Source organism: Sphingomonas sp. URJC2 (genome assembly GCF_059803575.1).
This window is the reverse complement of sequence record NZ_JAPFGX010000014.1, coordinates 38,387-64,193: the sequence shown is the minus strand read 5'-3', so window position 1 is coordinate 64,193 and position 25,807 is coordinate 38,387. Positions and strand designations below refer to the sequence as shown.

The window sequence follows — 25,807 nt, the reverse complement described above, 5'->3', positions numbered from 1 at the left end:
GGCCAGATCGGCGACCGCCGGGGCCTCGCGCGCCAGCGCCAGCGCCGATTCGGCGCGGGCGACGGCGGGATCCTTGCGCACCGCCTCGCTCTGCCCGGCGAGCAGCGTCGCCGCCTCGTCAACCTCGCCGGCCGCGACCAGCGCGCGCGCCAGCCCCGAGACGACCGCGGGTTCTTCCGGGGCCATGTCGGCCAGCTGGCGGAAAATGCCGACGGCGCGCGCGCCATCGCCTTCGGTCAGCACCTGTTCGCCCATCGCGATCAGCGGTTCCAGCTCCGCCTCGCGCGCCTGCGCGGCCCCGGTGATGCCCAGCTGCTTCAGAATCTGGTCGAGCGCCTGCGCCAGCTGCCGCTCGGTGCGCGCCGGGGTCAGGTCGGCGACCAGCTGGCCCTGATGCACGGCATAGACGGTGGGGATCGACTGGACGCGGAACTGCGCGGCGATCAGCTGATTCGCATCGACGTCGATCTTGCGCAGCACGACGCCCTTATCGGCATAATCGTCCGCGACCTTTTCGAGGATCGGTGCCAGCGCCTTGCACGGGCCGCACCACTGCGCCCAGAAATCGAGAATCACCAGCGACGTCATCGACGGCTCGATGACCTCGCGCTTGAACGTCTCGATCGCCTCGCGCTCGGCGGGGCTCAATCCCAAACTGGCCAAAGTTCACGCTCCGTTATCTGCCCCCTTATGTGGGGCAAAGCCGGCATATGCCAAGGGACTTGCGCACATCCGAATCAGGCGCTAATGCCCGCCACCTCACCCGCCCCGGTCCGCCGGGGCCACGGCGCCAGAGCGGGCGTAGCTCAGGGGTAGAGCACAACCTTGCCAAGGTTGGGGTCGAGGGTTCGAATCCCTTCGCCCGCTCCAGTTTTCCGAAAATCTTTGGATTTCAGTCGCTGACGCGGAAGCCGCGCCAGCTGGCATTCTCAGCCGATCAGCTTCAGCCCGGCGATGCTGATGACGATCCCGGTGAGCAGGACGAGCCGCAGCGGTGTTGCCGCTTCGCCGAAGAAAACGATGCCGACCAGCACCGTGCCGATCGCGCCGATCCCGGTCCACACCGCATAGGCGGTGCCCAGCGGGATCTGCCGTGCCGCCAGTTCGAGCAGGCTCATCGACAGCGTCACCGAGGCGAGGAAGCCGAGCGTCCAGGGGATGTTGCGGAACCCGTCGACGAATCGCAGGCAGGTGGTGAAGCCGACTTCGAACAGCCCGCCCAGGATGAGGATCAGCCAGGCCATCAGCCGGCCGCCAGCGCGGTGAGGGCCGCGCCCTCGATTCGCCAGGGCTGCCAGCCGCTTTGCGCGCGCGCGCCGATCCGGCTGTAAAACGCCATTGCCTGTTCGTTCCAGTCGAGCACCGCCCAGTCGATCCGCGCACAATCGCGCGCCAGCGCCTCCTGCGCCAGCCGCCGCAGCAGCGCCCGCGCCACGCCGCGCCCGCGCGCCGCTTCGTCGACGAACAGATCCTCCAGATACAGGCTCGGCCGCCCGGTCCAGGTCGAATAGGTCTGGAACCAGAGCGCCAGGCCGAACGGCGCCGCCTCCGGCCCGGCGAGAAAGGCGAACACCTGCGGCGCGGGACCGAACAGGGTGGCGCGCAGCGATTCGGCGGTCGCCGCCACCGCATCGGGGCAGCGCTCATACACGGCGAGCGCCTTGATCAGCCGCAGCACATGCCCTTCATCCCCCGGCCGTGCCAGCCGGATCGCCAGTGTGTCGGTCATTCCATGATCCCCTTTTCGGTTCCGGCCGCGGCCGGCTGACGCGCGGCGACGATGCACCCGGCGACGATCAGCACGGTGCCAATGACGACCGGCCAGCCCAGCCGTTCGCCAAAGGCCAGCCAGCCGATCAGCGCCGCCCAGCCAAAGGCGGTATATTCGACCGCGATCAGCGCCTGCGCCTCCGCCCGCGCATAGGCCCATGAGGTCAGCAGCAGCGACAGGGTGGCGAGCAGGGCGCTGACCAGCAGCAGCGGCAGTTCCGCCGCGCTCGGCCATACCGCCGCCAGCGGGGCGGCGAGCATCAGCACGGCAAAGCTGGTCAGATTCTGGAAAAACGCCACCTCGAGCGGCCGGGCGACCAGCGCCTGTTTGCGCATCAGCACGATGTTGAACGCATAGAGCATCGCCGAGCAGATGATCGCCACCGGCCCGGCAAAGCCGCCGCCGCCCGCCGCCTGCCCGCGCGCGATGAGGATCAGGCCGACGCCCGCCAGCCCGAGCAGCGCGCCGCCAATCGCCCCCGGCCGCACCTTTTCCCCCAGCAGCACGGCGGCGAGATAGAGCGCGAACAGTGGCGCGACAAAGGTCAGCGCCACCGCCTCGGCCAGCGGCATCCGGGCAATGCCCCAGAAGAACAGCACCGCCATCACCGCTGTGATCGCGCCGCGCAGCATGTGCAGCCGCAGCGCCGCTCCGCCCGGCCAGCCTGTCCCCGCCGCCCAGAAGACCAGCCCGGTCGGCACCGTGCCGAACAGCGCGCGCCACAGCATCGCGCTATAGGCCCCCATCGCGATCGCCGCCGCCTTCATCGCCGCGTCCATCACCGCGAACAGCGCGATCCCGGCACAAGCGGCGGCCAGCGGCAGGACGAAGGACGGCGGCAGCGGCATGACGTCATGGCCCCGTTCGGGCGGCGCGGGGCCGGCGGGTTATTCGGCCGCCTGGGCCGCGCCGTCCGCCGCTGCGACAGGGGCGGCCACGCCATCGGCCGCCGCGTTCGCGGCCTCGATCTCGGCCGCCTTCGCCTCCACCAGCCGCACGATATGGTCGATCATGTCGGCATCGTTGACGTGATGGTCGGTGACGCCCGACAGATAGACCATGTGCTTGCCGGCACCGCCGCCGGTCAGGCCGATATCGGTTTCCCGCGCCTCGCCCGGGCCGTTGACGACGCAGCCGAGCACCGACAGCGACAGCGGCGTGCGGATATGCTGCAACCGCGCCTCGAGCGTTTCCACCGTGCGGATCACGTCGAACCCCTGACGCGCGCAGCTGGGGCAGGAGACGATGCGCACGCCGCGATTGCGGATGCCGAGCGCCTTCAGGATTTCAAAGCCGACGCGCACTTCCTCTTCGGGTTCGGCCGACAGCGACACGCGGATCGTGTCGCCGATCCCGAACCACAGCAGCGATCCCAGCCCGATGGCCGATTTGACGGTGCCGCCGATCAGCCCGCCGGCCTCGGTGATGCCAAGGTGCAGCGGACAATCGACCGCCTCGGCCAGCTGCTGATAGGCGGCGACAGCGAGGAACACGTCCGACGCCTTCACCGCGACCTTATATTCGCGGAAATCATGGTCCTCGAGGATGCGGATATGGTCGAGCGCGGATTCGACCAGCGCCTCGGGGCAGGGCTCGCCATATTTTTCGAGCAGATCGCGTTCCAGGCTGCCGGCATTGACGCCGATGCGGATCGCGCAGCCATTGGCCTTGGCGGCATTCACCACCTCGCGCACCCGGTCGGCCGAACCGATATTGCCGGGGTTGATGCGCAGGCACGCCGCGCCCGCATCCGCCGCCTCCAGCGCGCGCTGGTAATGGAAATGGATGTCGGCGACGATCGGCACCCGCGCCGCGCGCACGATCTGCTTCAGCGCCGTGGTGCTTTCAACATCGGGGCAGGACACGCGGATGATATCGGCCCCCGCCTCCTCACAGCGGCGGATCTGGTCGATCGTCGCCTTGACATCGGATGTCGGGGTGTTGGTCATCGTCTGGACCGTCACCGGGGCGTCGCCGCCCACCGGCACGTTCCCGACCATGATCTGGCGGCACTGACGGCGCGCGATATCGCGCCAGGGACGTACGGACATGCTGTTCCCGTTCATCTGCAAGGAAGATCCGCCGCGTCATAGCAGGCTGTGCCCGCGCCCGGAAGCAACCGCGCAACGGCAAGGAAAGCCGCGCCGACGGGGGCGGACGGGTGGCGCGGACCCCGCACTGCCGCTAGGGCACCCGCCATGAGCGAAGCACAAGCAAGATCGCCAAGCCGGTGGAGCCTGGTCGTCCATGGCGGCGCGGGCATTTTGACGCGCGACACCGTGTCCGCCGATCAGGACCGGGCGGCGCGCGCCGGGCTGGCGGCGGCGCTCGATGCCGGCACCGCGATCCTCGTCGCGGGCGGCACCGCGCTCGACGCCGCCGAGGCGGCGGTGCGCGTGCTGGAGGATGATCCCGCCTTCAATGCCGGGCGCGGCGCGGTGTTCACGCGCGACGGGCGGATCGAGCTGGACGCAGCGGTGATGGACGGGCGCGACCGGCGGGCCGGCGCGGTGACCGGCGTCACCGCCACCCGCAACCCGGTCACGCTCGCGCGGCGGGTGATGGAGGCCAGCCCGCATGTGCTGCTGTCGGGCGCGGGGGCCGATCTGTTCGCGCGCGATCAGGGCCTGCCCGCAGCCGGGCAGGACTGGTTCACCACCCCCGAACGCCGCCGCCAGCTCGACGAGCTGCTGAGCAGCGGCGGCGACGCGTTCGACATCGAGATGAAATATGGCACCGTCGGCGCGGTGGCGTGCGACCGCGACGGCCATGTCGCCGCCGCCACCTCGACCGGCGGGGTGATGGGCAAGATCTGGGGCCGGATCGGCGATTCGCCGCTGATCGGGGCCGGCACCTATGCCGATGATCGCGCCGGCGCGGTGTCGTGCACGGGCGCGGGCGAATTCTTCATCCGCGCCGGGGTCGGCCATGAAATCGCCGCGCGGGTGCGGCTGGCCGGGGAGGATCTGCGCAGCGCCGCCGCCGCCGCCCTTGCCGATATGGGCGCACTGGGCGGCACCGGCGGCACGATCGTCGCCGGGCCGGGCGGCGAAGGCTTCTGGCTGTTCAACAGCCGGGGCATGTACCGGGGCCGCGCCGACGCATCGGGGGCGCGGCAGGTCGCCATCTATGGCGATGAAGGCTAGGACGTGCCCGGGCCGGGTGCGACCACCCGGCGGCCCGGAACATGCACCACACCAGAAAACCGGCGCGCTGACGGCCCGCCCATAGCGGGCCTGACCGTCAGACCATCGCCCCGGCGAGCAGCCGGGGCAGATCGCCCGCCTCGCCCCGCGCCTCGGCCATGAACAATTGCTTGAGCGGGGCGAGCCGCTGCACGGCGCCCAGCCCGAACCGGCGCACCGCCGACGCCGCCTCGCCGCGAATGCCGAACAGCCGCGCCAGCCCGTCGGTCGACGCGGCGACAAGGAAGGTGTCGAGGCTGCGCCAGCGGCGATAGCGGTCCATCAGCTGCGGATCGCCCAGATCGAGGCCGAGCCGTGCGCCATCGACCAGCACCTCGGTCAGCGCGGCGGCATCGCGCAGCCCGAGATTGAGGCCCTGGCCGGCAATCGGATGGATGCCGTGCGCGGCATCGCCGACCAATGCCAGCCGGTGATCGGTGATCCGCGCGGCATGATGAAAGCCGAGCGGATAGCTGGACAGCGGTGCCGCAAGCGTCATCTCGCCGAGCAGCCCGCCCATTTTCTTGTGCAGTTCGGCGACAAAGCCGCGCGGGCCGAGCTTCAGATAGCCGGGCGCGTCGTCGCGGGTGACCGACCAGACCAGCCCCGACCGGTTGCCCGGCAGCATCGGCAGGATTGCGAACGGCCCTTCGGGATAGAAGATCTCGTAGGCGATATTGTCGTGCGGGCGTTCATGCTCGATCGCGGCGATGATCGCGACATGTTCATATTGCCAGCGCGCAATCGGAATGCCCGCCGCCTCGCGCGTCGGCGACTGCCGGCCCTCGGCGGCGATCAGCAGCGGCGCGCGCACCTCGCGGCCATCGGCCAGCCGCACCATGACGCCATGTTCGCCGCGTTCGGTCGCGACCGGCCGGGCCGGCATCAGCAAGGTGACATTGGCGGCATCGGCGGCGGCGGCGTGGAGCGCATGACGCAGCGCGCGGTTTTCGAACATGATGCCCAGCGCGCCGTCATCGGCGGCAGGCGCAAAATCGAGCGCGCCGGGTTTCAGCCCGTCCGACACCCGGATCGCGGCAATCGGGCAGCCCTTGCCCTCAAGCAGGGCGCCAAGCCCGATCGCCTCCAGCATCCGCCAGCTCGCCGAGGCGATGGCGGATGCGCGCCCGTCAAAAGCGGGGGCGAGCACGGTTGCCGGTTCGGCCGGATCGATAACGGTCGATGACAGGCCGTGCGCGTCGAGCGCCAGCGCCAGTGTCAGGCCCACAAGGCCGCCGCCGAGGATGATGACGTCGCTGTCCATGGCCCGACAGATAGCGCCTCGCGCGTCACGCGGCCAGCGCGGATCTCTCTCCATTCGGTGCTGCGCTTGACGCCGGAGTCCGGCTGGGCGACATGGGCGGAGCCGGGAACATTTCGCGCACAAAGCCGCCCCGCCGTCTCGGTGGGCAGCAGGCGCGCAGGCGGGCGATGGACGCTGGAGATGAAGGCGATGGCGACGCAGGTGGCGGACGAGGATATGCCCGGCTGGCGCCAGGCGGTGGCGCGCGGCGTGCAGCGCGGTGCGGCGGTGGCCGGTGCGGTCGCGCTGGCGGCGGTCGCGCTGCTGCTCGCGCTCGCGCTGATCAGCTACCGCCCCAGCGATGCCGCGCTCAACACCGCCGCCGCCGGCGCGCCGGGCAATTGGGTCGGGACGCCGGGGGCCTGGGCGGCCGATCTGCTGCTGACCGGCTTTGGCCCGGCCATCGGCCTGATGCTGCCGATGCTCGGCCTGATGGCGCTGCGCCTCTATCATGACCGCGCGGTCGGGCGCTGGCGGCGCAACCTGCCGGTCGCGCTGGTCGGCATCGCGCTGATCGGCGCGGCGGCCGCGGGCATCCGCCCGGGCGCGATCCCCGGCCTGCCGGCGGGCGTGGGCGGGGTGCTTGGTCATCTCGGCGCGCAGCTCGGCCAGCTTGGCCTGTCGGCGATTGCCGATCCGGCAGTGCGCGGCTGGGCCGGGGCCGGGCTGGTCGCGGTTGCCGGGCTGGCCGGGCTGATCGTCTGGACGCTGTGCCTCGAACTCGACGAGATCGAGCGCGACTGGCTGTTGCGGCGGCGCGCCCGGCGCGCGGCGGATGGCGACATCTGGGCGGACGATGCCCCCGCCCCGGTCAAGCGCCCGCGCGCCCCGGCCGAAAAGCGCCGCCCGGTCGAGGCGGACCACCGGCCGCCGCCGGTGATCTCGGTGCCCGAGAAAAAGGACAAGGACCCGCGCCCGCAGCCGCCGGTGCAGGCAAGCCTCGACCTCAAGGACCGTTACGCCCTGCCCCCGCTCGACCTGTTGCGCCCGGCGCCGCCGTCCAGCGGCGGCACGCTCGACACCGCCGCGCTCGAACGCAATGCCCGGCTGCTCGAAAGCGTGCTCGACGATTTCCACGTCAAAGGCTCGATCGTCGAGGTGCGCCCCGGCCCGGTCGTCACCATGTACGAACTGGAACCCGCCGCCGGCATCAAGGCCAGCCGCGTGATCCAGCTGGCCGACGACATTGCCCGCAACATGTCGGCACTATCGGCGCGCGTCGCGACGATTCCGGGCCGCACGGTGATCGGCATCGAACTGCCCAACCAGAAGCGCGAGCCGGTGGTGCTGCACGAACTGGTGGCAAGCAGCGCCTTTGCCGATCAGGCCGGATCGCTGCCGATCATTCTGGGCAAGAACATCGCCGGCGATCCGGTGATCGCCGATCTGGCGCCGATGCCGCATCTGCTGGTCGCCGGCACCACCGGGTCGGGCAAGTCGGTCGGCCTCAATGCGATGATCCTGTCGCTGCTCTACCGGCTGACGCCCGACCAATGCCGGATGATCATGATCGATCCGAAGATGCTCGAGTTGAGCATCTATGACGACATTCCGCATCTGCTGGCCCCGGTGGTCACCGAACCGCCCAAGGCGATCCGCGCGCTGCGCTGGGCGGTCGAGCAGATGGAGGAACGCTACCGGATGATGGCCTCGGTCTCGGTGCGGTCGCTGGCCAGCTTCAACGAGAAGGTGCGGCTGGCCAAGGCCAAGGGCCAGCCGCTCGGCCGCCGCGTGCAGACCGGCTATGACGCCGAAACCGGCCAGCCGCTCTATGAGGAAGAGCAGCTGGTCTATGAACCGCTGCCGCAGATCGTCGTCATTGTCGACGAACTCGCCGACCTGATGATGACGGCGGGCAAGGAAGTCGAATTCCTGATCCAGCGGCTGGCGCAGAAGGCGCGTGCGGCCGGCATCCATCTGATCATGGCGACGCAGCGCCCCTCGGTCGACGTGATCACCGGGGTCATCAAGGCCAATCTGCCGACGCGGATCAGCTTTCAGGTCACCTCCAAGATCGATTCGCGCACCATTTTGGGCGAACAGGGTGCCGAACAGCTGCTCGGCAAGGGCGACATGCTCTACATGCCCGGCGGCAAGCAGATCGCCCGCGTCCACGGCCCGTTCGTGTCGGACGACGAGGTGCGCGCGATTGCCGATCACTGGCGCGCCCAGGGCAAGCCCGATTACATCCAGGCGGTCACCGAAGAGCCGGAAGATGGCGGCTTCGAACTCGACGGCGCGCCGTCGGGCGACGACAGCCCCGAGGATCAGCTTTACCGCCGCGCCGTGCAGATCGTGGCGGAAAGCCAGAAGGCCTCGACCTCCTATGTCCAGCGCCAGCTGCGCATCGGCTATAACAGCGCCGCGCGGCTGATCGAGCGGATGGAAAAGGACGGCAAGGTCGGCCGCCCCGACCATGTCGGCCGCCGCGAAGTGCTGATCGACACCGATGGTCATCCGGTCTGAACTGATCGCGCTGCTGGGCGCGCTGCTGGCCGTCCCCGCGGCAGCAAGCGCCCCGGCGGCACCCGACGAAGCGGCGCTGATCGCCCGCCATGCCGATCTGGTCCGGCGCAGCGGGCCGGTGCTTGAGCTGCGCACCGGCCGGGGCTGGGAAAGGCTGGAAAGCAGCGACTGCGCGGCCACCCCCGACAGCTGCGTCGTCTACACACTCGACCGGGTCTGGGCCGGGCAGCGGCTGTTCGGCATCCGGCTGCAATTCTACGAGGGCGAGGATTACATGGTGATCGCCGCGCATGGCGGCGGGATCCAGACCGGCGCACGGCCGACATTCGCGCCAGCGGGCGGCTTTTTCGCGAGTGCGTTCAGCGACCAGACACGCGGCGATGGCGGCTGGGTGCGGCTGTGGCGGGTGGGCGACGAACAGCCGGTCCGCATGATCGGCACCGGCTTGGGCGAGCCGGCCGATCTGGTGTGGCACGGCGATGCCTGCCTGTCCTTCACCGTCACCGGCGGCGGTCCGCTGGGCGGGCGGGCGGCAGACGACCGGAAACGCTGGTATCTGCACGCCGCCCGGCCCGAATGGCGGCTGAGCGCGCGCCGCCCGGCCGCGTGCCGATAGGGGGACACATCGACAGCCGGGCCGGCAGCCTTTACGCCTTGGGGCAAATCGGAAATCCGACACACAAACGGGAGGGATCATGTTCAAATCCGTGCTGCTTGGCTGCGCCGCGCTGACCGCCACCGCCGCCTTCGCGCAGACCGCCCCCAAGCCGGAGGCGCTGAGCGCCGACGGCATCCCCGCGGTCCCCGCCGCGCTTGCCGACCAGACCCGCCCCTATCTGGAGGTCCGTTCGGGCGCGTTTAGGGCGTGGCACCCGACGCGGCGATCGGCGCTGATCACCACCCGTTTCGGCAATGTCCCGCAGATCCACGAAGTCGCCCAGCCGATGGGCGCGCGCACCCAGATCAGCTTTGAAGCCGATGCGATTGCCGGCGTGTCGGTCGCGCGCGGCCGGGGTGACGTGACGGTGGTGCAGAAGGATGTCGGCGGCAGCGAGTTCTGGCAGCTCTACACCCTTGCCGACGGGCGGCTGAAGCTGCTGACCGACGGCAAGAGCCGCAACTCGCTCAACGCCTGGAGCCATGACGGCCGGCTGATCGCCTATAGCTCGACGCGGCGGAATGGCGTGGATTCGGACCTGTATGTGATGGATCCGCGCGATCCCGCCACCGACCGGATGGTCGCCCAGGTCAAGGGCGGCGGCTGGGGCATCGCCGATTTCGCGCCCGACGGGAAGAGCGCCATCGTCGCCCAATATGTGTCGGTGACCAAGACCAACCTGTTCCGCATGGATCTGGCGACCGGCGCGATGACGCCGATCGGTGATCATCGCCGCGACATCGCCTATTCGGGTGCGAAATTCGCCCCTGACGGCGTGTTGTGGGTCACCTCCGACGACGGATCGGATTTCCAGCGGCTCGGCACGCTCGATCCCGCGACCGGCCGGTTCACCCCGGTGTCGCCGGAGCCGCGCTGGGATGTCGACGGGTTCGACATCGCCGCCGATGGCAGCTTCATCGCCTATCTGGTCAACGAGGCCGGGGCGAGCCGGCTGCGCATTCTCGACACCCGCACGCGCGCCGTCCGCACCGTCGATGCGCTGCCGCAGGGCGTCGCCGGCGGGATCGAAATCGCGCCCTGGGGCATGATCGGCCTGACGCTCAGCTCCGCGACCGCATCGGCCGACATGTATGCGGTCGATCCCGCGACGCTGGCCGTCACCCGCTGGACGCAGAGCGAGACCGGCGGGCTCGATCCGGCGCGCAACCGCCCGGCCGAGCTGGTGACGGTCAAGAGCTTTGACGGGCTTGAGGTGTCGGGCTTTCTCTATCGCCCCGATCCGGCGCGCTTCCCCGGGCGGCGGCCGCTGATCTTCTCGATCCATGGCGGCCCGGAAGGCCAGTCGCAGCCGGGCTTTCTGGGGCGGAACAATTATTATCTGAACGAGCTGGGCGTCGCCCTGTTCTTCCCCAATGTGCGCGGCTCGACCGGCTTCGGCAAGAAATTCGTCTCGCTCGACAATGGCCCGTTCAAGCGCGAGGATTCGGTGCGCGACATTGGCGCGTTCCTCGACGTGCTCGGCCGCGACGCCGGGCTTGATCCGGCGCGGTTCGGCGTGTCGGGCGGCTCTTATGGCGGCTATATGTGCTATGCGAGCGCGATCCGCTTCGGCGACCGGTTCAAGGCCGCGCAGTGCACGGTCGCGATCTCGAACTTCGTCACCTTCCTTGAAAACACGCAGGGCTATCGGCGTGACCTGCGCCGCGTCGAATATGGCGATGAGCGCGATCCCAGGCAGCGGCAGAAGCTGATCGAGATTTCGCCGATGACGCGGGTGGACGAGCTGCGCATCCCGTTGATGGTCGTGACCGGCGGCAATGATCCGCGCGTCCCGGCATCGGAGGCGGACCAGATCGTGAAGGCGGTGCGCGCCAAGGGGCGGACCGCCTGGCATCTGCTCGCCGCCGATGAAGGCCATGGCTTCGCCAAAAAGGCGAATCAGGACTATCTGATGTGGACGACGCTGATGTTCTGGGACCAGAATCTGCTGAAATAAGGCGCTTGGCGGGGGGTTCAGCGCCGGTTCAACGGTGCCGGGCCAGTGTCGGCCCGCCCCCCGTCACAGGAGAAATGATGTTGCTGCGCCCCCGCCAGTCCCTGCACCTGTTCCTGAGCCTTGGCCTGACGGGCGCCCTGACGGGCATCATGCCGGCCCTGCCGGCCGCCGCGCCGGCGATGGCACAGGCCCCCGCACAGCCGGGGGGCGATCTGGCGCGGGTCGGCGCGCATCTGCGCGGGCTGAGCGCGATGACCGCCGATTTCACCCAGACCGACCGCACCGGCAAGACGCTGACCGGGACGCTGTCGCTCAAGCAGCCGGGCAAGATCCGGTTCCAATATGCGCCGGGCGTGCCGCTGCTCGTGGTCAGCGACGGGCGGGCGCTCAGCTTTGTCGACTATCAGGTGCGGCAGGTGTCGCGCTGGCCGATCGGCGGGTCGCCGCTGGGCGTGCTGCTCGATCCGAGCAAGGATCTGGCGCGGGTCGCGCGCATCGTCCCGTCGGGCCAGCCCGATGTGCTGAGCGTGCTGGTCCGCGATCCGAAACATCCCGAATATGGCGCGATCACCCTCGCCTTCACCCAGCGCGGCGATGCGCCCGGCGGGCTGCTGCTGCAGGGCTGGGTCGCGCTCGATGCGCAGAACAACCGCACCACCGTGCGTCTCGCCAACCAGCGGCTGAACCCGCCGCTCAGCGACACATTGTTCCGTTTCACCGATCCGCGCCGCGACCGGCAGCGCTGAACCGCCATTCATCGCAGCGACAGCTTGGGGTGCTAGAAAGGCTTCGTGGTCAAAGAGCTTGGCGGGACTTCCCCCTGTTCCCCGCCCGGAGCCTCTGACCCGCCAGCGTGATGACGCTCGGTCGGCCCCCGCTCCACGCCCCCGGAGCGGGGGTCTTTCCTTGTCGAAGGCCCCCCGCCTGCCTAATGATCGCCCGCGATGGACAGGCTGAAACTCGCTTCGTGGAACATCAACTCGGTCCGCTTCCGGCTGGCCATCGTCGAACGCTTCCTGACCGAGGAAGCGCCCGACATTCTCTGCCTTCAGGAAACCAAGGTCGAGGATGGCAGCTTCCCCGCCGCCGCATTCGCCGCACTCGGCTATCCGCATATCCTGCTCAACGGCCAGCGCATGCATCACGGCGTGGCGATCATCAGCCGCGTGCCGCTGACCGCCGACACGCGCCATGACTGGCAGGACAATGGCGAGGCGCGGCATCTGGGCGTGCGCCTGCCCAATGGCGTCCGGCTGGAAAATGTCTATGTGCCCGCCGGCGGCGACATTCCCGACCGCGATCTCAACCCCAAATTCGGCCAGAAGCTGGATTTCATCGCGCGTATGACGCGCTGGTCGGACACGCTCGATGTGCCGACGATCATGGTCGGCGATTTCAACATCGCGCCGCTGGAAAGCGATGTGTGGAGCCACAAGCAGCTGCTCGACGTGGTCAGCCACACGCCGGTCGAGGTGGAGGCGCTGACCCGGCTGCAACAGGCGCATGGCTGGGTGGATCTGGGCCGCCGCTTCGTGCCCGCCCCGGCGCGCTATTACAGCTGGTGGAGCTACCGCGCGCGCGACTGGGCGGCATCCGACCGGGGGCGGCGGCTCGACCATATGTGGGCCAGCCCCGATCTCGCCGCCACCGCCACCGCCCACCATGTGCATGAGCCGTGCCGGGGCTGGGAAAAGCCGTCCGACCATGTGCCGCTGGTGACGGAGTTCCGCTTTTGAGCGCGGCGGCCCGGGCGATTGACGGGCTGCGCCGCGGCTGGCCGGTGGTGATCGGTGCCGCCGGGCAGGCCATTGCGCTGCTGCCGGTCGAAACCGCCGATGCCACAAGGCTGGCCGCGTTCGACCCCGATCGGCGCGCCGATCTGCTGCTGTCGGCCAGCCGCGCGGCGACGCTCCGGCTCGCCAATCAGGCGGCGGCGGCCACCCCCGGCCAGGCGGTGCAGGTGATGCGCGCGCCCTGGATCGATTTCGATGTCGCGGTTGCGCTTGCCGATCCCGCGCTCGATCTGGCGACCCCGCTCAAAGGGCCGTTCCGCGCGATCCCGGTTGCCGCGCCCGATCTGGCGGCGGCGGCGCTTGAACTGGCGCGGATCGCCGGGCTGCTGCCGGCCTTTTTCGTCAGGGAAACGGCGGCAACCGCCGACATGCTCGGCCCGGCGGACATCGCCGCCGCCGAGGATGCCGCCAATCTGCACATCGCCACGCGCGCGCGGCTGCCGGTGTCGGCGGCCGAAGGGGCGGAAATCGTCGCCTTCCGCTCCGCCGATGGCGGCGATGTCCATGTCGCGCTGGTGATCGGCCAGCCCGATGGCACGCCCCCGCTCGTCCGGCTGCACAGCGAATGCCTGACGGGCGATGTGTTCGGCTCGCTCAAATGCGATTGCGGGCCGCAGCTTCAGGCCGCGCTCCACGCCATGGCTGGATCGGGCTGGGGCATACTGCTTTACCTGCGGCAGGAAGGGCGCGGCATCGGCATCGTCAACAAGCTGCGCGCCTATGCGCTTCAGGATCAGGGGTTTGACACGGTTGATGCCAATGTCCGGCTGGGCTTTGCCATCGATGCGCGCGATTTCCGCGTCGCGGCGCGGATGCTGGCCCTGCTCGGCCAGACGCGGGTGCGGCTGATGACCAACAATCCCGACAAGGTGGCGGAGCTGGGCCGGGCGGGCATCGACGTGGTCGAGCGGGTGCCCCACCGGATGACGCCCAATCCGCACAATGCCCGCTATCTCGACACCAAGCGCGACCGGACCGGCCACCAGCTTTAGGGCGGGGTGAGCTCACCCGGCTCGAAAATGCCCGGATACGGCCGGGCCTGGACACCAGGATCAGGCCATCCCGATCAGCCGGCGGACCTCGTGGAAATCATGGGCGACGACATTGACGCCCCGCGCCTTGAGCCGCGCTTCATGCCCGTCAAGGCAGTGGTTGCCGGCGGCCAGCCCGATCACATAGGCCCCCGATGCCACGGCCCCGGTCGCGCCGACCTCCGAATCCTCAAGGATGACGGTGCGGGCGATGTCGACGCCCAGCGCATCGGCGGCGTGCAGATAGATGTCGGGGGCCGGCTTGCCGCGCGCGACATGTTCGCGCCCGCTGAACAGCCGGTCGCCAAACGCATCGGCCAGCCCCAGATGCGCCAGATGGGTGGCGATCCAGTTCACCCGGCTGGACGAGGCGATGGCGCGCGGCAGGGCCGGCGGCAGCGCGCGGACGAAATCGACCGCACCGGCCACCGCCTCCAGCCCTTCGCGCAGCACCCGGGCATCTTCCTCGGCCCGGCCCTGATGGAACCCCTCGGGCAAAGGGTGGCCGATATGCGCCTCGATCGCGTCGTAAAATGCCTGTCCCGACAGGCCGGAAAAGCGCGTCAGCGCATCCTCGACCGACACCGGATGGCCAAGCTCGGTCAGCAGTCCGGCAAGATGGGCGTTGCCGACATACTCGCTTTCGATCAGCACGCCGTCGAAATCGAAGATGATCGCATCGAACCTCATGCGCGCGGCCCGAACAGCGCCGAGCCGACACGGACATGGGTTGCCCCCAGCGTCACCGCCGTCTCGAAATCGTCGGACATGCCCATGCTGAGCAGCGCCAGGCCATGGTCACGCGCAATCTTGGCAAGCAGCGCGAAATAGGGTGCCGGCTCGACCCCCAGCGGCGGCACGCACATCAGCCCGGCCGGGGCCAGCCCCGCGCCGCGCGCCTCGGCAAGCAGCGCCGGCAGATCGGCCACCGCGCAGCCGCCCTTTTGCGGTTCGTCGCCGATATTGACCTGCACGAACAGCGTCGGCGCGCGCCCCGCCCGGTCGATGGCGCGTGCCAGCGCGGTGACCAGCGACGGACGATCGAGCGCATGGATCGCGTCGAACAGCGCCACCGCCTCATCCGCCTTGTTCGATTGCAGCTGGCCGACCAGATGCAGTTCGATCCCGTCATGCGCGGCGCGCAGCGCCGGCCATTTCGCCGCCGCTTCCTGCACGCGGTTTTCGCCGAACCGGCGCTGCCCGGCGGCGATCAGCGGGCGGATCGCCTCGGCATCATGGGTTTTGGACACAGCGATCAGCGCAATATCGGCCAAGTCGCGCCGCGCGACTTTGGCCGCATGGGCAATGCGCTGCTGCACGGCGGCCAGCCGGGCGGCAGGGCCGTCGGAATCGGGGGCGATGGGCGTTGCGGCAAGGGTCATGGCCGCTGCTATAGGATAGGGCCATGGCCCAACGCCACCGCCCTCTGTCCCGAAACGCGCCGCTCGCACGCAGCCGGTCGCTGCCGCGATGCTGGCTGCTGACCGATGAGCGGCAGGGCGCGGCGCTGTGGCCGGCGCTGGCGCGGATGCCGCGCGGGGCGGGGATCGTCATCCGCCATTACCGGCTAGACCCTGCCGCGCGGCGCGCGCTGATCACCCGCATCCGGGCCATCGCCCGGCGGCGCGGGCTGGTCGTGGTGCTGGCCGGCCCGGCGCGCGAGGCGGTGCGGCACCGATTGGACGGTGTCTATCAACACCCACGGCACGGCCACCCCCGGCTGATCGAACTGGCGACCGCGCATGACCGGGCAGAGCTGGTCGCCGCCGCGCGGCGCGGCGCGGATCAGGTGCTGCTGTCGCCGGTGTTCGCCACCCGCTCCCATCCCGGAGCGAGGGTGCTGGGTCCGGTGCGGTTCGGCCTGCTGGCGCAGCGGGCGCGGCTGCCGGTGATCGCGCTGGGCGGCATGACGTCAGACCGGGCAAAGCGGCTGGCGGCGCTGGGGGCGCAGGGCTGGGCCGGGATCGATGGCTGGGGCGCGGACCGGTCGAACCGACCGGACCCGATCAGAACTTGAACGCGGTGCCGATATAGACCGCCTGCGCATCCCGGCGGCGATCGTCGACCAGCTTCAGCCGGTCGCGATCCTCGGCGCGGTAGCGGACACCCGCCGTCACGTCGATGTTGCGCGCTATGCGATACGAGCCGCCAAGATCGAACGAGGTCGACTGGCCGCCGGTCAGCTTCGACACCGGATCCATCGGCCGGTCGCGCTCGACCTGGATGCGCCCGCTCCAGCGCGGGGCGTTGTAGCTGAGGCCGAGATCGACGCGCTCGCGGCTGCCCGGCGTACCGGCAGTGTCGATCCGCGCGACATCGCCCGACAGGGCAAATCGTTTCCAGCCGACGGCGACGCCCAGATTATAGGCAATCGGTGTCAGCGTGACCGCGCCGACATTGCTGCGCGTCGCGTCGCCGCGGGCGACGTTGGAGGCCGCGCGTACGGCGACAGTGACCGAGCGGGTGCCGGTGCCGATGGCGGCCGGCGTGAAGCGGAATCCGCTATGGCCCATGCCGGCCCGGGCCAGCGACGCGGCGACGCGCGGATCGGCGGCGGCCGGGGTGAAGGAGCCGATGCCGCCCCGGGCGCTCAGCCGCACCGGGCGCTCGGCAGCAGCGCGGGGCGCGCCGAACACCGGCGACATTGCGGCACCGACGACGGCCAGCGCCGCGCCCCCCGCAATCCACCAGTTTCGACTCATTGCCATCACGCGCTCAAATGCCCCCGATCCATATTTCCAACTATATGATGTTTTTTGGCTTTGCCACCGCCCCGGAGTCGCTTTCCCGGCGAGTGTGGCCGCAAGCCCACAGCACGGGCATGGCAGGGACGCTTGCGGGGGCGGGGCCAGAGCCTATAACGGCGCAAACGCCATAAGCCCCGATCCTGAGGAAAAAGAATGCCGCGCTTGAGCCGTGCCGCCGCGTTGCTGCTGACCGCATCCCTGAGCCTGGCGGGATGCCAGTGGATCAAGGACGATCTGTCCAAGGGCCTGGGCGGCGGCAGCAAGAAGGATCGCAGCCGCGAGGCCGATATCGCCGCATCCAAGGTCACGACCATCGGCGTCAACGCCTATCTGTGGCGCGCCGCGCTGGAAACGCTGTCGTTCATGCCGCTGGTGCAGACCGATTCCAATGGCGGCGTGATCGTGACCGACTGGTATGTGAACCCGGCCGCCCAGAGCGAGCGGATGAAGGTGACCGTCACCATCCTCGATCAGGATCTGCGCGCCGACGGGCTGCGCGTCGCCGCCTCGCGCCAGACGCTGCAGAACGGCCAATGGGTCGATGCGCCGGTGCAGGCCGCGACCGTGCAGAAGCTGGAAGACATCATCCTGACGCGGGCGCGCGACCTGCGCCGCGCCACCATTGCCGAGTAAGCCCCGATGACCGCGCGCTTCAATCCGCGGGCGGCCGATGCACGCTGGCAGAAGGTCTGGGCCGAACGCGGCACCTTCCATGCGTCGGACGACAGCCTCAAGCCCAAAACCTATGTGCTGGAGATGTTCCCCTACCCTTCAGGGCGCATCCATATGGGCCATGTCCGCAATTACACGATGGGCGATGTGCTCGCCCGGTTCCGCCGGATGCAGGGCATGGAAGTGCTGCACCCGATGGGCTGGGACGCCTTTGGCATGCCCGCTGAAAATGCGGCGATGGAAAAGGGCGTCCATCCCGGCGACTGGACGCGCGCCAACATCGCGGCGATGCGCGACCAGCTGAAATCGCTCGGCTTTGCGCTCGACTGGAGCCGCGAACTCGCAACCTGCGAGCCGGAATATTATGGCCAGGAACAGGCGCTGTTCCTCGACCTGTTCCAGCACGGCCTGGTTTACCGCAAGGAATCGGCGGTCAACTGGGATCCGGTCGACCAGACGGTGCTGGCCAATGAACAGGTGATCGACGGCCGGGGCTGGCGCTCGGGCGCGCTGGTTGAAAAGCGCAAGCTCAGCCAGTGGTTCCTGAAGATCACCGACTTTGCCGACGATCTGCTCTCAGGGCTCGGCACGCTCGAACATTGGCCCGAAAAAGTGCGGCTGATGCAGGAAAACTGGATCGGCCGCAGCCAGGGGCTGCAATTCCGCTTCGCCTTGTCGAACGGCGGCGATGTCGAGGTGTTCACCACCCGGCCCGACACCATGTTCGGCGCAAGCTTCGTCGCTGTCGCCGCCGATCATCCGCTGGCGGCCGCAATCGCGGCGGAAAATCCGGCGGCGGCGGCGTTCATCGCCGAATGCCGCGCCGGCGGCACGACCGCCGCGGAGCTTGAAACTGCGGAGAAAAAGGGCTTCGACACCGGCCTCACCGCCGCCCATCCGTTCGATCCGGCGATCCGCCTGCCGGTCTGGATCGCCAATTTCGTGTTGATGGATTATGGCACCGGGGCGGTGTTCGGCGTGCCCGCGCATGACCAGCGCGACATGGATTTCGCGCGCAAATACGGTCTGCCGGTCACCCGCGTGGTTGCCGATGGCGATGCGGTCGACCCGGCATTTGACGGCAATGAAGCCTATACCGGCCCCGGCCGGATCGTGAATTCGCGTTTCCTCGACGGCATGGATGTCGACACCGCCAAGCGCGCGGTGATCGACCGCGCCGAGGCCGGGGGCTGGGGCCGCGGGACCACCGTCTGGCGGCTGCGCGACTGGGGCGTGTCGCGCCAGCGTTACTGGGGCACGCCGATCCCGATCATCCATTGCGACAGCTGCGGCGCGGTGCCGGTCCCGCGCGACCAGCTGCCGGTGCGGCTGCCCGAGGATGTCAGCTTTGACATTCCCGGCAATCCGCTCGACCGCCATCCGACATGGAAGCATGTCGATTGCCCCCAATGCGGGGCCAAGGCGCGGCGGGAAACCGACACGCTCGACACCTTTGTCGATTCATCCTGGTATTTCATCCGCTTCGCCAGCCAGCCCGCAGACCGGCCGTTCGACAAGGCGGTGGCCGAAAGCTGGCTGCCGGTCGCGCAATATATTGGCGGGGTCGAGCATGCGATCCTGCACCTGCTCTACGCCCGCTTCTGGACCCGGGCATTGCAGCGGATCGGGCGTCTTGACGTCAGCGAGCCGTTCACCGGCCTGTTCACCCAGGGCATGGTGACGCACGAAACCTATCAGGGCCCCGACGGCAAATGGCTGAGCCCCGACGATATCGAGAAGCGCGACGGCGGTTTCGTCACCCGTGACGGCCAGCCGGTCACCGTCGGCCGCGTCGAGAAGATGTCGAAATCGAAAAAGAACGTCATCGATCCGACCGGCATTATCGATGCCTATGGCGCGGACGCGGTGCGCTGGTTCGTGGTGTCGGATTCGCCGCCCGAGCGCGATCTCGAATGGTCGGCCAACGGCATCGAGGGCGCGTGGCGGTTCGTCAACCGCGTCTGGCGGCTGGTGGCGGGGCTGGAACCGGCGACGGGCGACGATGACGCGCTGGAGCGCCGGCGGCACCGGACGATTGCCGGCGTCGCTGCCGATATCGAGGCGCTCGCCTTCAACAAGGCGATCGCCAAGCTGTATGAACTGACCGGGGCGATCGAAAAGGCGGCACCCTCTGCCGCGCGCAACGATGCGATCCGCACGCTCGTGCTGCTCGTTGCGCCGATCATCCCGCATCTGGCCGAAGAGGCATGGGAGCTGCTGGGCGAGGACGGGCTGATCGCCGATGCCGGCTGGCCGGCGCATGACCCGGCATTGCTGGTCGAGGACCAGGTGACCATCGCCGTGCAGGTGAATGGCAAGCTGCGCGACACGCTCACCGTGGCGCGGGGCCAGCCGCGCGAGACGATCGAGGCGCTGGCACTCGCCGCGCCCAATGTCGCGCGCATGCTGGAGGGCAAGGCCCCGCGCAAGGTGATCGTGGTGCCCGACCGGCTGGTCAATCTCGTCGCATGACCGGGCGGGCGCTCCTCGCTGCGCTTGGCCTCGCGCTGCTGCTGCCCGGCTGCGGGCTGCGGCCGCTTTATGGCGGCGGTGCCGGCTCGGGCGTCGCGCAGGCGCTGGGCGACGTCAGCGTCGGGCCGATTGCCGGGCGCGACGGCTGGCTGGTGCGCAGCGCGCTGCAGGACCGCTTCCCCGTCGCCGCCGGGGCACAGCCGCGCTACCGGCTGGACATCACGCTTGAGGACAAGATCGAAGGCTTTGGCGTGCGCGCCGACGATGCGGTGACGCGCGAGCGGCGGACGCTGCGCGCCCGCTATCAGCTGGTCGAGCTGGCCAGCGGCAATGTGGTGCTGGATGCGACCGCCGGGTCGGATGCGGGCATCGACGTCGTGCGGTCCGAATATGCGACCATCGCCGCCGAAAACAGCGCGCTCGAACGGCTGGCCAGCGAAGTGGCGGACCAGATCGTCGCCCGGGTGGCGCTGTTTGCATCACGCCAGACCGCGCCGTGACGGACGGGCGGTAACGCGGGCGATGAAGGCTGCGAAGCGCCCTGACGTCGAACGGGCGATCGAGCGGCTGGACGATTCGATCCGGCTGTTCCTGTTTCACGGGCCGGACGAGGCAGGCTCGGCGGCGCTGGCCGACCGGGTCGGCGCACGGCTGGGCGCGGACGCCGACCGGATCGATGCCGATGGCGCACAGCTTGCCCGCGACCCGGCCTGGCTCGCCGATGAAGCCGCCGCCCAGTCGCTGTTCGGCGGGCCGCGCTGGATCAAGGTGCGCACGAGCGGCGACGAGGTGCTGTCGGCGGCAGAGGCTTTGCTTGCAGCGCCGCGCGCGGGCAATCCGGTGGTGATCCTGACCGGCACGCTCAAGCCGGCCTCCAAACTGCTCAAGCTGGCACTGGCCGCGCCGGCGGCGCTGGCCTTTGCCAGCTATGTGCCCGAGGGCGGCGATGCCGTGCGGCTGGCGGTCGGGCTGGGCGCGGCGCGCGGGCTGACCCTGTCGGGGGACACGGCCCGGACGCTCATCGATGCCAGCGGCGGCAACCGGGCCGTGCTGGAACGCGAGCTCGACAAGCTGGCCGATTATCTCGACGCGGATGCGGCCACACCGCGCAGCGTGTCGCCCGACGCGCTGGCGGCCATTATCGCCGCCGACCGCGATGCGGATCCGTTTGACGTGATCGACCCGGTGCTGACCGGGATGGCGCGCGACGTGGCCGACCAGATCCGTCAGGGCGCAGTGGCCGGGCCGGAGGCGGTGGCGGTGATCCGGGCGGCATTCCGGCGGGTGTTGCAGCTGGTCGCGCTCCGGATCGACGCGGATGAGCGCCAGAGCATCTCGGCAGCGCTGGACGCCGCCGGCAAATCCTTGTTCTGGAAAGACAAACCGGTGATCGAAGCGGCGCTGCGGCGCTGGGACGGGCCGGGCCTCGCCACCATCATCGACCGGCTGACCGACGCCAATGCGCAGATGATGCGCCCCGGCAGCCCGGCTGCGCTGATCGCTGCCGAGCAGCTGCTGACCATCGCCCGGGCAGCGGCACGGCGACGCTAGAGCGGTTTCCGGGTCGCCGGGTGAGCCAACCCGGCGCGGTCAGATCCGCTCGCCGGACAGGCGCTGGCAGATCAGATCGAGCTGATCGAGGCTCGAATAGCCAAGGGTGACGCTGCCGGCGGTGCCACTATGGCTGATCTTGACCTTGAGGCCGAGCAGATCGCCCAGTTGCCGCTCGAGCGCGGCAATATCGGCATCGGCCGCCTGCACGCGCGGCGCGCCGCTCTGCGCCGGCGCACCGCCAGTGCGGACGTCGCGGGCCAGCCGCTCGGTCTCGCGCACCGACAGCCCCTTGTCGATCACCATCTGCGCCAGCTTTTCAGGGTCGCGGGCGGTGATCAGCGCACGGGCATGACCCATGGACAGCCGGCCATCCGCCACCGCAGCCCGCACCGGGGCCGGCAGATCGAGCAGGCGCAGCAGATTGGCGATATGGCTGCGGCTTTTGTGGACGATCCGGCCCAGCGCTTCCTGGCTGTGGCCGAACCGGACGATCAGCTTTTTATACGCCTCGGCTTCTTCGATGGCGTTCAGATCCTCGCGCTGGATATTCTCGACCAGCGCCAGCTCAAGCGTTTCCGCCTCGTCGAAATCGCGGACGATGACGGGAACCTGATGCAGCCGGGCCCGCTGTGCCGCGCGCCAGCGGCGTTCGCCGGCGACGATCTGATAGCCGCCGCCAAAGGGCCGCGCGACGATGGGCTGGATCAGCCCGCGCGATTCGATCGAGCGCGCCAGCTCGTCGAGCGCAGCATCATCGAAATGCCGGCGCGGCTGCTCGGGATGCGGCTGCAGCTCGGCGACCGGCACCATCTGGATGCCGCGCGACCGCTCGCCGGCCGGCGCGACCGGCTCTTCGCGCACCGCCTCGCCCAGCAGCGCCGACAGGCCACGGCCAAGCCCGGCGGGCCGTTTGCGGTTTCCCTCGCTCATTCTCGTCCCCTGGCCGTTCGTCGCCCTTGCCTCACCACGCTCACGCCGCGCGCGCACTCGGCGGCAGTCGCCCGATCAGCTCGCGGGCCAGCGCGATATAGGCTTCCGAGCCGGGGCAGCGATGATCATAGATCAGCGCCGGCACGCCATGGCTGGGCGCTTCCGACAGGCGCACATTGCGCGGAATGACGGTGTCGAACACCACCCCGCCCAGGCAGGTGCGGACATCCTCGGCCACCTGCTCGGTCAGGTTGTTGCGCCGGTCATACATGGTCAGCGCAACCCCGAGGATCGCCAGCGCGGGATTGAAGCGCGCGCGGATACGATCGATGGTCTGAAGCAGCTGGCTCAGCCCTTCGAGCGCGAAAAACTCGCATTGCAGCGGCACGAGCAGCGAATCGGCGGCCACCATCGCGTTGATCGTCAGCAGCCCCAGCGAGGGCGGGCAATCGATCAGGCAGATGTCCCAGCGGCCCGGCGCGCCGGTCAGCGCATTGCGCAGCCGGTGGGTGCGCTGGTCCATCTCGACCAGCTCGATCTCGGCCCCCGACAGATCGACGGTCGCCGGCACCAGATCGAGGCGCGGCACCTTGGTGGGCACCACGGCATCGGCAAGGCTGCACTGGGCGGTCAGCAGGTCATAGCTCGAATGGCTGCGCTGCGCCTGGCCGACGCCAAGCCCGGTCGACGCATTGCCCTGCGGATCGAGATCGACAAGCAACACCCGCCAGCCGGTCGCGGCAAGCGCGGTGGCAACGTTGATCGCGGTCGTGGTTTTCCCCACCCCGCCCTTCTGGTTAGCGACGCCAATACAGATCATCGTGCTGCCCGCCTGACCTGGGTCGCGACGACGATCCGTGCCTGATCGTCCGTCACGCTCTGTTTCACGTGGAACACACCCTGCCATGCCCCGCGTGCGGCTTCCAGTTCAGACTGCGCGCTGCGGCCCTTGGGCAGGATCCAGACTGTGGATAAGTCGGCGACATGGGCGGCGGACGCGAAAATCTGCGGCAGTGGCGCATAGGCCCGCGCGGTAATCGCGGCATGGGCACCGGCCGGCAGCTTCTCGACCATCATCTGGTGCACGCTGACATGGGTCAGCCCGAGCGCTTCGGCGGCTTCACGGAGAAACGTCACACGGCGGGCGCGCGGTTCGACCAATGTCACCGGGCGGCCGGCCAAAGCCGCGATCACCAGCCCCGGCAGACCCGGTCCGGAACCAATGTCGAGCCAGGTGGCGGCATCGGGCGCATGATCGATCAGCTGCGCCGAATCGACGATGTGGCGGCCCCACACAATCGCCTCGCTGGGCCGCGCGATCAGATTTTGCCGGCCATTTTCGGCCAGCAGCAGATCGACATAGCGCCCGAGCCGGTCACACGCGGTTTGCGGCCAGCGGGCGGCAAGCCACGCCCGCGCTTCCTCCTCGGTCACGCCGCGCGCTTCTGGCGATGCGCGAGGATCGTCGCCAGCGCCGCCGGGGTAACCCCGCGAATCCGCCGCGCAGCCTCGAAATCGGCGGGCCGCGCCGCTTCCAGCCGTTCGACCATCTCGTTCGACAGGCCGGGGATGGCGCGATAATCGAGATCGGCCGGCAGGATCACCGATCCGGCCTGACGAAGGGCACGGACCTCAGCCTCCTGCCGCTCAAGATAGGGCGCGTAACGGGCATCCTCGATCGCGCCATCGAGGATCGCACGATCGGCCCCGGCCAGATCGGGCGCGGCGCGCAGCAGCGCGGCTGCGTCGACACCGGCATGCCGCGCCCATTCCGCCAGCGGGCGCGGCGCGCCATCGCCCGGCAGCCCGGCCACGCCAAGCGTCTCGGCGCGGACCTTGCGCGCAAACACGCTGGCGATCTCGGCCCGCGCCGCCGCCCGCTGATCGAACAGGGCGCGACGTGGCGCACCGACACAGCCCAGCTCGACGCCGAGCGGGGTCAGCCGCTCCATTGCATTGTCGGCGCGCAGCCGCAGCCGATATTCGGCCCGTGCGGTCAGCATCCGATACGGCTCGGTCACGCCCTGCAGCGTCAGATCGTCGATCATCACGCCAATATAGGATTGCGCCCGATCAAAGATGCACGGCCCCTGCCCGCCGGCATGGCGCGCGGCGTTCAACCCCGCGACCAGCCCCTGGGCGGCGGCTTCCTCATAGCCGGTGGTCCCGTTGATCTGCCCGGCCAGGAACAGGCCCGGCAGTGCGCGCAGCTGCAAATCGGCGGTCAGCGCGCGGGGATCGATATGATCATATTCGACCGCATAGCCCGGCTGGACGATCTCCGCCCGCTCGAGCCCGGCGATGGTGCGGACAAAGGCAAGCTGGCTGGCCGCCGACAGGGATGTCGAGATGCCGTTGGGATAGACGGTGGCGTCGTCCAGCCCCTCCGGCTCCAGAAAAATCTGATGGCCGTCGCGGTCGCCGAAGCGGACGATCTTGTCCTCGATCGACGGGCAATAACGCGGCCCCTGCCCTTCAATGGCGCCGCTGAACAAAGGCGATTCATCGAGCGCAGCACGGATGACGTCATGCGTCGCCGCATTGGTGCGCGTGATCCCGCAGGCAATGGTCGGATTGGGCCGATCATCGACCATGGCCGACATCGTCCAGCCGGGCGGATCGGACGGCTGGCTGTCCAGCCCTGCCCAGTCGATGGTCCGCCCGTCGAGGCGCGGGGGCGTTCCCGTCTTCAGGCGCGCGATCGGCAGGCTCAGCGCGCGCAGCTGATCGCCCAGCCGCTGGGCCGCCGGCTCATTGGTCCGTCCGCCAGTCTGGGTCTCCCGGCCGCAGAACATCCGGCCATTGAGGAACGTGCCGGTGGCAATCACCACCGCGCCTGCCAGCACTTGGCGGCCGTCGCCAAGCTCAACCCCAGTGACGCGCCCGCCAGCGACCAGCAGGGCCGCAACCTCGGCCTCGACAATCTCCAACCCCGGCTGATCGGCCAGCATCTGCTGGATGGCAGCCTTGTAAAGGCGCCGATCCGCCTGCACGCGGGGGCCACGCACCGCCGCGCCCTTCGACGCATTGAGCATCCGGTAATGGATCGCGGCGGCATCGGCGGCGCGGCCGATCAACCCGTCAAGCGCATCGACCTCGCGGACCAGATGGCCCTTGCCCAGCCCGCCAATGGCCGGGTTGCACGACATCGCCCCGACGGTCGCATGGGCGAAGGTGACCAGCGCGGTGCGCGCACCGAGACGCGCGCTCGCAGCCGCCGCCTCGCAGCCGGCATGGCCGCCGCCAATGACGATCACGTCGAACATGA

At 69.5% G+C, this 25,807-nt stretch carries 25 protein-coding genes and 1 tRNA gene; 13 read left to right on the top strand and 13 right to left on the bottom strand.

Translation table 11 applies throughout. From position 1 onward, the window contains the following. The coding region (locus tag OPU66_RS07505) for a thioredoxin domain-containing protein (RefSeq protein WP_498552990.1) at positions 1-648 on the bottom strand (648 nt) is incomplete at its 3' end. A gap of 147 nt (positions 649-795) precedes the next feature. Here OPU66_RS07505 and OPU66_RS07500 point away from each other — a divergent pair. Next, a tRNA-Gly gene (locus tag OPU66_RS07500) sits at positions 796-870 on the top strand. Between the two features lie 59 nt (positions 871-929). Here the strand turns inward: OPU66_RS07500 and OPU66_RS07495 are convergent. The 4 genes from OPU66_RS07495 to ispG are packed head-to-tail and all read right to left on the bottom strand — an operon-like array spanning position 930 to position 3,837. Then, the gene (locus tag OPU66_RS07495) at positions 930-1,244 is read right to left on the bottom strand and encodes a DMT family transporter (protein WP_498552987.1); all 315 of its coding nucleotides are present in this window, start codon (positions 1,242-1,244) and stop codon (positions 930-932) included. Further along, positions 1,244-1,729: a GNAT family N-acetyltransferase gene (locus tag OPU66_RS07490; RefSeq protein ID WP_498552986.1), complete on the bottom strand. Its 486-nt coding sequence runs from the start codon at positions 1,727-1,729 to the stop codon at positions 1,244-1,246. Before OPU66_RS07490 ends, OPU66_RS07495 begins: the two co-directional genes overlap by 1 nt. Further along, a complete protein-coding gene (locus OPU66_RS07485; protein WP_498552985.1) occupies positions 1,726-2,619 on the bottom strand; it encodes a DMT family transporter in 894 nt (297 codons plus the stop codon). The genes OPU66_RS07490 and OPU66_RS07485 overlap by 4 nt, the downstream gene beginning before the upstream one ends. A 39-nt stretch (positions 2,620-2,658) precedes the next feature. Next, complete coding sequence (gene ispG / locus OPU66_RS07480; RefSeq protein ID WP_498552984.1) at positions 2,659-3,837, bottom strand: flavodoxin-dependent (E)-4-hydroxy-3-methylbut-2-enyl-diphosphate synthase; 1,179 nt, start codon at positions 3,835-3,837, stop codon at positions 2,659-2,661. 132 nt (positions 3,838-3,969) lie between these two features. On the opposite strand from ispG, the gene OPU66_RS07475 reads away from it, so the two are divergent. Beyond that, on the top strand, positions 3,970-4,917 hold the full coding sequence (locus tag OPU66_RS07475; protein WP_498552983.1) for an isoaspartyl peptidase/L-asparaginase family protein: 948 nt from the start codon (positions 3,970-3,972) through the stop codon (positions 4,915-4,917). Positions 4,918-5,014: 97 nt separating this feature from the next. On the opposite strand, the gene OPU66_RS07470 is transcribed toward OPU66_RS07475, so the two are convergent. Further along, entirely contained in the window at positions 5,015-6,220 is a 1,206-nt protein-coding gene (locus tag OPU66_RS07470) for an FAD-dependent monooxygenase (protein WP_498552982.1), read from the bottom strand. Between the two features lie 189 nt (positions 6,221-6,409). Between OPU66_RS07470 and OPU66_RS07465 the strand changes: the two genes are divergently transcribed. The 6 genes from OPU66_RS07465 (at position 6,410) to ribA (ending at position 14,125) form a co-directional block, all read left to right on the top strand. Beyond that, positions 6,410-8,725 (top strand): FtsK/SpoIIIE family DNA translocase, encoded by a 2,316-nt coding sequence (locus OPU66_RS07465; RefSeq protein WP_498552989.1) that lies wholly within the window; start codon positions 6,410-6,412, stop codon positions 8,723-8,725. Next, complete coding sequence (locus OPU66_RS07460; protein ID WP_498552981.1) at positions 8,709-9,341, top strand: hypothetical protein; 633 nt, start codon at positions 8,709-8,711, stop codon at positions 9,339-9,341. Before OPU66_RS07465 ends, OPU66_RS07460 begins: the two co-directional genes overlap by 17 nt. A gap of 79 nt (positions 9,342-9,420) precedes the next feature. Then, entirely contained in the window at positions 9,421-11,340 is a 1,920-nt protein-coding gene (locus OPU66_RS07455; RefSeq protein ID WP_498552980.1) for a S9 family peptidase, read from the top strand. A 74-nt stretch (positions 11,341-11,414) separates the two neighbouring features. Continuing rightward, positions 11,415-12,086, top strand: a complete 672-nt coding sequence (locus OPU66_RS07450; RefSeq protein ID WP_498552979.1) for a LolA family protein — start codon at positions 11,415-11,417, stop codon at positions 12,084-12,086. 198 nt (positions 12,087-12,284) lie between these two features. Next, a complete protein-coding gene (locus OPU66_RS07445; RefSeq protein ID WP_498552978.1) occupies positions 12,285-13,076 on the top strand; it encodes an exodeoxyribonuclease III in 792 nt (263 codons plus the stop codon). After that, on the top strand, positions 13,073-14,125 hold the full coding sequence (ribA, locus tag OPU66_RS07440; RefSeq protein ID WP_498552977.1) for a GTP cyclohydrolase II: 1,053 nt from the start codon (positions 13,073-13,075) through the stop codon (positions 14,123-14,125). The genes OPU66_RS07445 and ribA overlap by 4 nt, the downstream gene beginning before the upstream one ends. 60 nt (positions 14,126-14,185) lie before the next feature. On the opposite strand, the gene OPU66_RS07435 is transcribed toward ribA, so the two are convergent. Both OPU66_RS07435 and OPU66_RS07430 read right to left on the bottom strand, forming a co-directional pair. Then, complete coding sequence (locus tag OPU66_RS07435; protein ID WP_498552976.1) at positions 14,186-14,854, bottom strand: HAD family hydrolase; 669 nt, start codon at positions 14,852-14,854, stop codon at positions 14,186-14,188. Beyond that, positions 14,851-15,546, bottom strand: coding sequence for a YggS family pyridoxal phosphate-dependent enzyme (locus tag OPU66_RS07430; protein ID WP_498552975.1), 696 nt, complete (start codon positions 15,544-15,546; stop codon positions 14,851-14,853). Before OPU66_RS07430 ends, OPU66_RS07435 begins: the two co-directional genes overlap by 4 nt. Positions 15,547-15,569: 23 nt before the next feature. On the opposite strand from OPU66_RS07430, the gene OPU66_RS07425 reads away from it, so the two are divergent. Then, on the top strand, positions 15,570-16,181 hold the full coding sequence (locus OPU66_RS07425) for a thiamine phosphate synthase (RefSeq protein WP_498552974.1): 612 nt from the start codon (positions 15,570-15,572) through the stop codon (positions 16,179-16,181). Here OPU66_RS07425 and OPU66_RS07420 read toward each other — a convergent pair. Beyond that, positions 16,171-16,872, bottom strand: coding sequence for a porin (locus OPU66_RS07420; RefSeq protein ID WP_498552973.1), 702 nt, complete (start codon positions 16,870-16,872; stop codon positions 16,171-16,173). The two genes, OPU66_RS07425 and OPU66_RS07420, sit on opposite strands and share 11 nt — an antisense overlap. A gap of 192 nt (positions 16,873-17,064) precedes the next feature. Between OPU66_RS07420 and OPU66_RS07415 the strand changes: the two genes are divergently transcribed. Genes OPU66_RS07415 through OPU66_RS07400 form a run of 4 tightly spaced genes read left to right on the top strand, consistent with a single transcriptional unit; the run spans position 17,065 to position 21,606 of the window. Continuing rightward, the gene (locus OPU66_RS07415) at positions 17,065-17,544 is read left to right on the top strand and encodes a DUF3576 domain-containing protein (RefSeq protein WP_160591820.1); all 480 of its coding nucleotides are present in this window, start codon (positions 17,065-17,067) and stop codon (positions 17,542-17,544) included. Between the two features lie 6 nt (positions 17,545-17,550). After that, positions 17,551-20,055 (top strand): leucine--tRNA ligase, encoded by a 2,505-nt coding sequence (leuS, locus tag OPU66_RS07410; RefSeq protein ID WP_498552972.1) that lies wholly within the window; start codon positions 17,551-17,553, stop codon positions 20,053-20,055. Continuing rightward, positions 20,052-20,555 (top strand): LPS assembly lipoprotein LptE, encoded by a 504-nt coding sequence (lptE, locus tag OPU66_RS07405; protein ID WP_498552971.1) that lies wholly within the window; start codon positions 20,052-20,054, stop codon positions 20,553-20,555. Before leuS ends, lptE begins: the two co-directional genes overlap by 4 nt. A 22-nt stretch (positions 20,556-20,577) precedes the next feature. Continuing rightward, a complete protein-coding gene (locus OPU66_RS07400; RefSeq protein ID WP_498552970.1) occupies positions 20,578-21,606 on the top strand; it encodes a DNA polymerase III subunit delta in 1,029 nt (342 codons plus the stop codon). Between the two features lie 39 nt (positions 21,607-21,645). Here the strand turns inward: OPU66_RS07400 and OPU66_RS07395 are convergent, their stop codons facing one another. Genes OPU66_RS07395 through mnmG form a run of 4 tightly spaced genes read right to left on the bottom strand, consistent with a single transcriptional unit; the run spans position 21,646 to position 25,805 of the window. Continuing rightward, on the bottom strand, positions 21,646-22,539 hold the full coding sequence (locus tag OPU66_RS07395; RefSeq protein ID WP_498552969.1) for a ParB/RepB/Spo0J family partition protein: 894 nt from the start codon (positions 22,537-22,539) through the stop codon (positions 21,646-21,648). Between the two features lie 40 nt (positions 22,540-22,579). Further along, positions 22,580-23,359 (bottom strand): ParA family protein, encoded by a 780-nt coding sequence (locus tag OPU66_RS07390; protein WP_498552968.1) that lies wholly within the window; start codon positions 23,357-23,359, stop codon positions 22,580-22,582. Beyond that, on the bottom strand, positions 23,356-23,973 hold the full coding sequence (gene rsmG / locus OPU66_RS07385) for a 16S rRNA (guanine(527)-N(7))-methyltransferase RsmG (RefSeq protein ID WP_498552967.1): 618 nt from the start codon (positions 23,971-23,973) through the stop codon (positions 23,356-23,358). The genes OPU66_RS07390 and rsmG overlap by 4 nt, the downstream gene beginning before the upstream one ends. Then, positions 23,970-25,805, bottom strand: coding sequence for a tRNA uridine-5-carboxymethylaminomethyl(34) synthesis enzyme MnmG (gene mnmG, locus OPU66_RS07380; protein ID WP_498552966.1), 1,836 nt, complete (start codon positions 25,803-25,805; stop codon positions 23,970-23,972). Before mnmG ends, rsmG begins: the two co-directional genes overlap by 4 nt. Positions 25,806-25,807: the final 2 nt, after the last annotated feature.

Coding starts and splice junctions, on each gene's coding strand:
- OPU66_RS07495 (WP_498552987.1), bottom strand. CDS start 1,244: ATGGCCTGGCTGATCCTCATCCTGGGCGGGCTGTTCGAAGTCGGCTTC.
- OPU66_RS07490 (WP_498552986.1), bottom strand. CDS start 1,729: ATGACCGACACACTGGCGATCCGGCTGGCACGGCCGGGGGATGAAGGG.
- OPU66_RS07485 (WP_498552985.1), bottom strand. CDS start 2,619: ATGCCGCTGCCGCCGTCCTTCGTCCTGCCGCTGGCCGCCGCTTGTGCC.
- ispG (WP_498552984.1), bottom strand. CDS start 3,837: ATGAACGGGAACAGCATGTCCGTACGTCCCTGGCGCGATATCGCGCGC.
- OPU66_RS07475 (WP_498552983.1), top strand. CDS start 3,970: ATGAGCGAAGCACAAGCAAGATCGCCAAGCCGGTGGAGCCTGGTCGTC.
- OPU66_RS07470 (WP_498552982.1), bottom strand. CDS start 6,220: ATGGACAGCGACGTCATCATCCTCGGCGGCGGCCTTGTGGGCCTGACA.
- OPU66_RS07465 (WP_498552989.1), top strand. CDS start 6,410: ATGGCGACGCAGGTGGCGGACGAGGATATGCCCGGCTGGCGCCAGGCG.
- OPU66_RS07460 (WP_498552981.1), top strand. CDS start 8,709: ATGGTCATCCGGTCTGAACTGATCGCGCTGCTGGGCGCGCTGCTGGCC.
- OPU66_RS07455 (WP_498552980.1), top strand. CDS start 9,421: ATGTTCAAATCCGTGCTGCTTGGCTGCGCCGCGCTGACCGCCACCGCC.
- OPU66_RS07450 (WP_498552979.1), top strand. CDS start 11,415: ATGATGTTGCTGCGCCCCCGCCAGTCCCTGCACCTGTTCCTGAGCCTT.
- OPU66_RS07445 (WP_498552978.1), top strand. CDS start 12,285: ATGGACAGGCTGAAACTCGCTTCGTGGAACATCAACTCGGTCCGCTTC.
- OPU66_RS07435 (WP_498552976.1), bottom strand. CDS start 14,854: ATGAGGTTCGATGCGATCATCTTCGATTTCGACGGCGTGCTGATCGAA.
- OPU66_RS07430 (WP_498552975.1), bottom strand. CDS start 15,546: ATGACCCTTGCCGCAACGCCCATCGCCCCCGATTCCGACGGCCCTGCC.
- OPU66_RS07425 (WP_498552974.1), top strand. CDS start 15,570: ATGGCCCAACGCCACCGCCCTCTGTCCCGAAACGCGCCGCTCGCACGC.
- OPU66_RS07420 (WP_498552973.1), bottom strand. CDS start 16,872: ATGGCAATGAGTCGAAACTGGTGGATTGCGGGGGGCGCGGCGCTGGCC.
- OPU66_RS07415 (WP_160591820.1), top strand. CDS start 17,065: ATGCCGCGCTTGAGCCGTGCCGCCGCGTTGCTGCTGACCGCATCCCTG.
- leuS (WP_498552972.1), top strand. CDS start 17,551: ATGACCGCGCGCTTCAATCCGCGGGCGGCCGATGCACGCTGGCAGAAG.
- lptE (WP_498552971.1), top strand. CDS start 20,052: ATGACCGGGCGGGCGCTCCTCGCTGCGCTTGGCCTCGCGCTGCTGCTG.
- OPU66_RS07400 (WP_498552970.1), top strand. CDS start 20,578: ATGAAGGCTGCGAAGCGCCCTGACGTCGAACGGGCGATCGAGCGGCTG.
- OPU66_RS07395 (WP_498552969.1), bottom strand. CDS start 22,539: ATGAGCGAGGGAAACCGCAAACGGCCCGCCGGGCTTGGCCGTGGCCTG.
- OPU66_RS07390 (WP_498552968.1), bottom strand. CDS start 23,359: ATGATCTGTATTGGCGTCGCTAACCAGAAGGGCGGGGTGGGGAAAACC.
- mnmG (WP_498552966.1), bottom strand. CDS start 25,805: ATGTTCGACGTGATCGTCATTGGCGGCGGCCATGCCGGCTGCGAGGCG.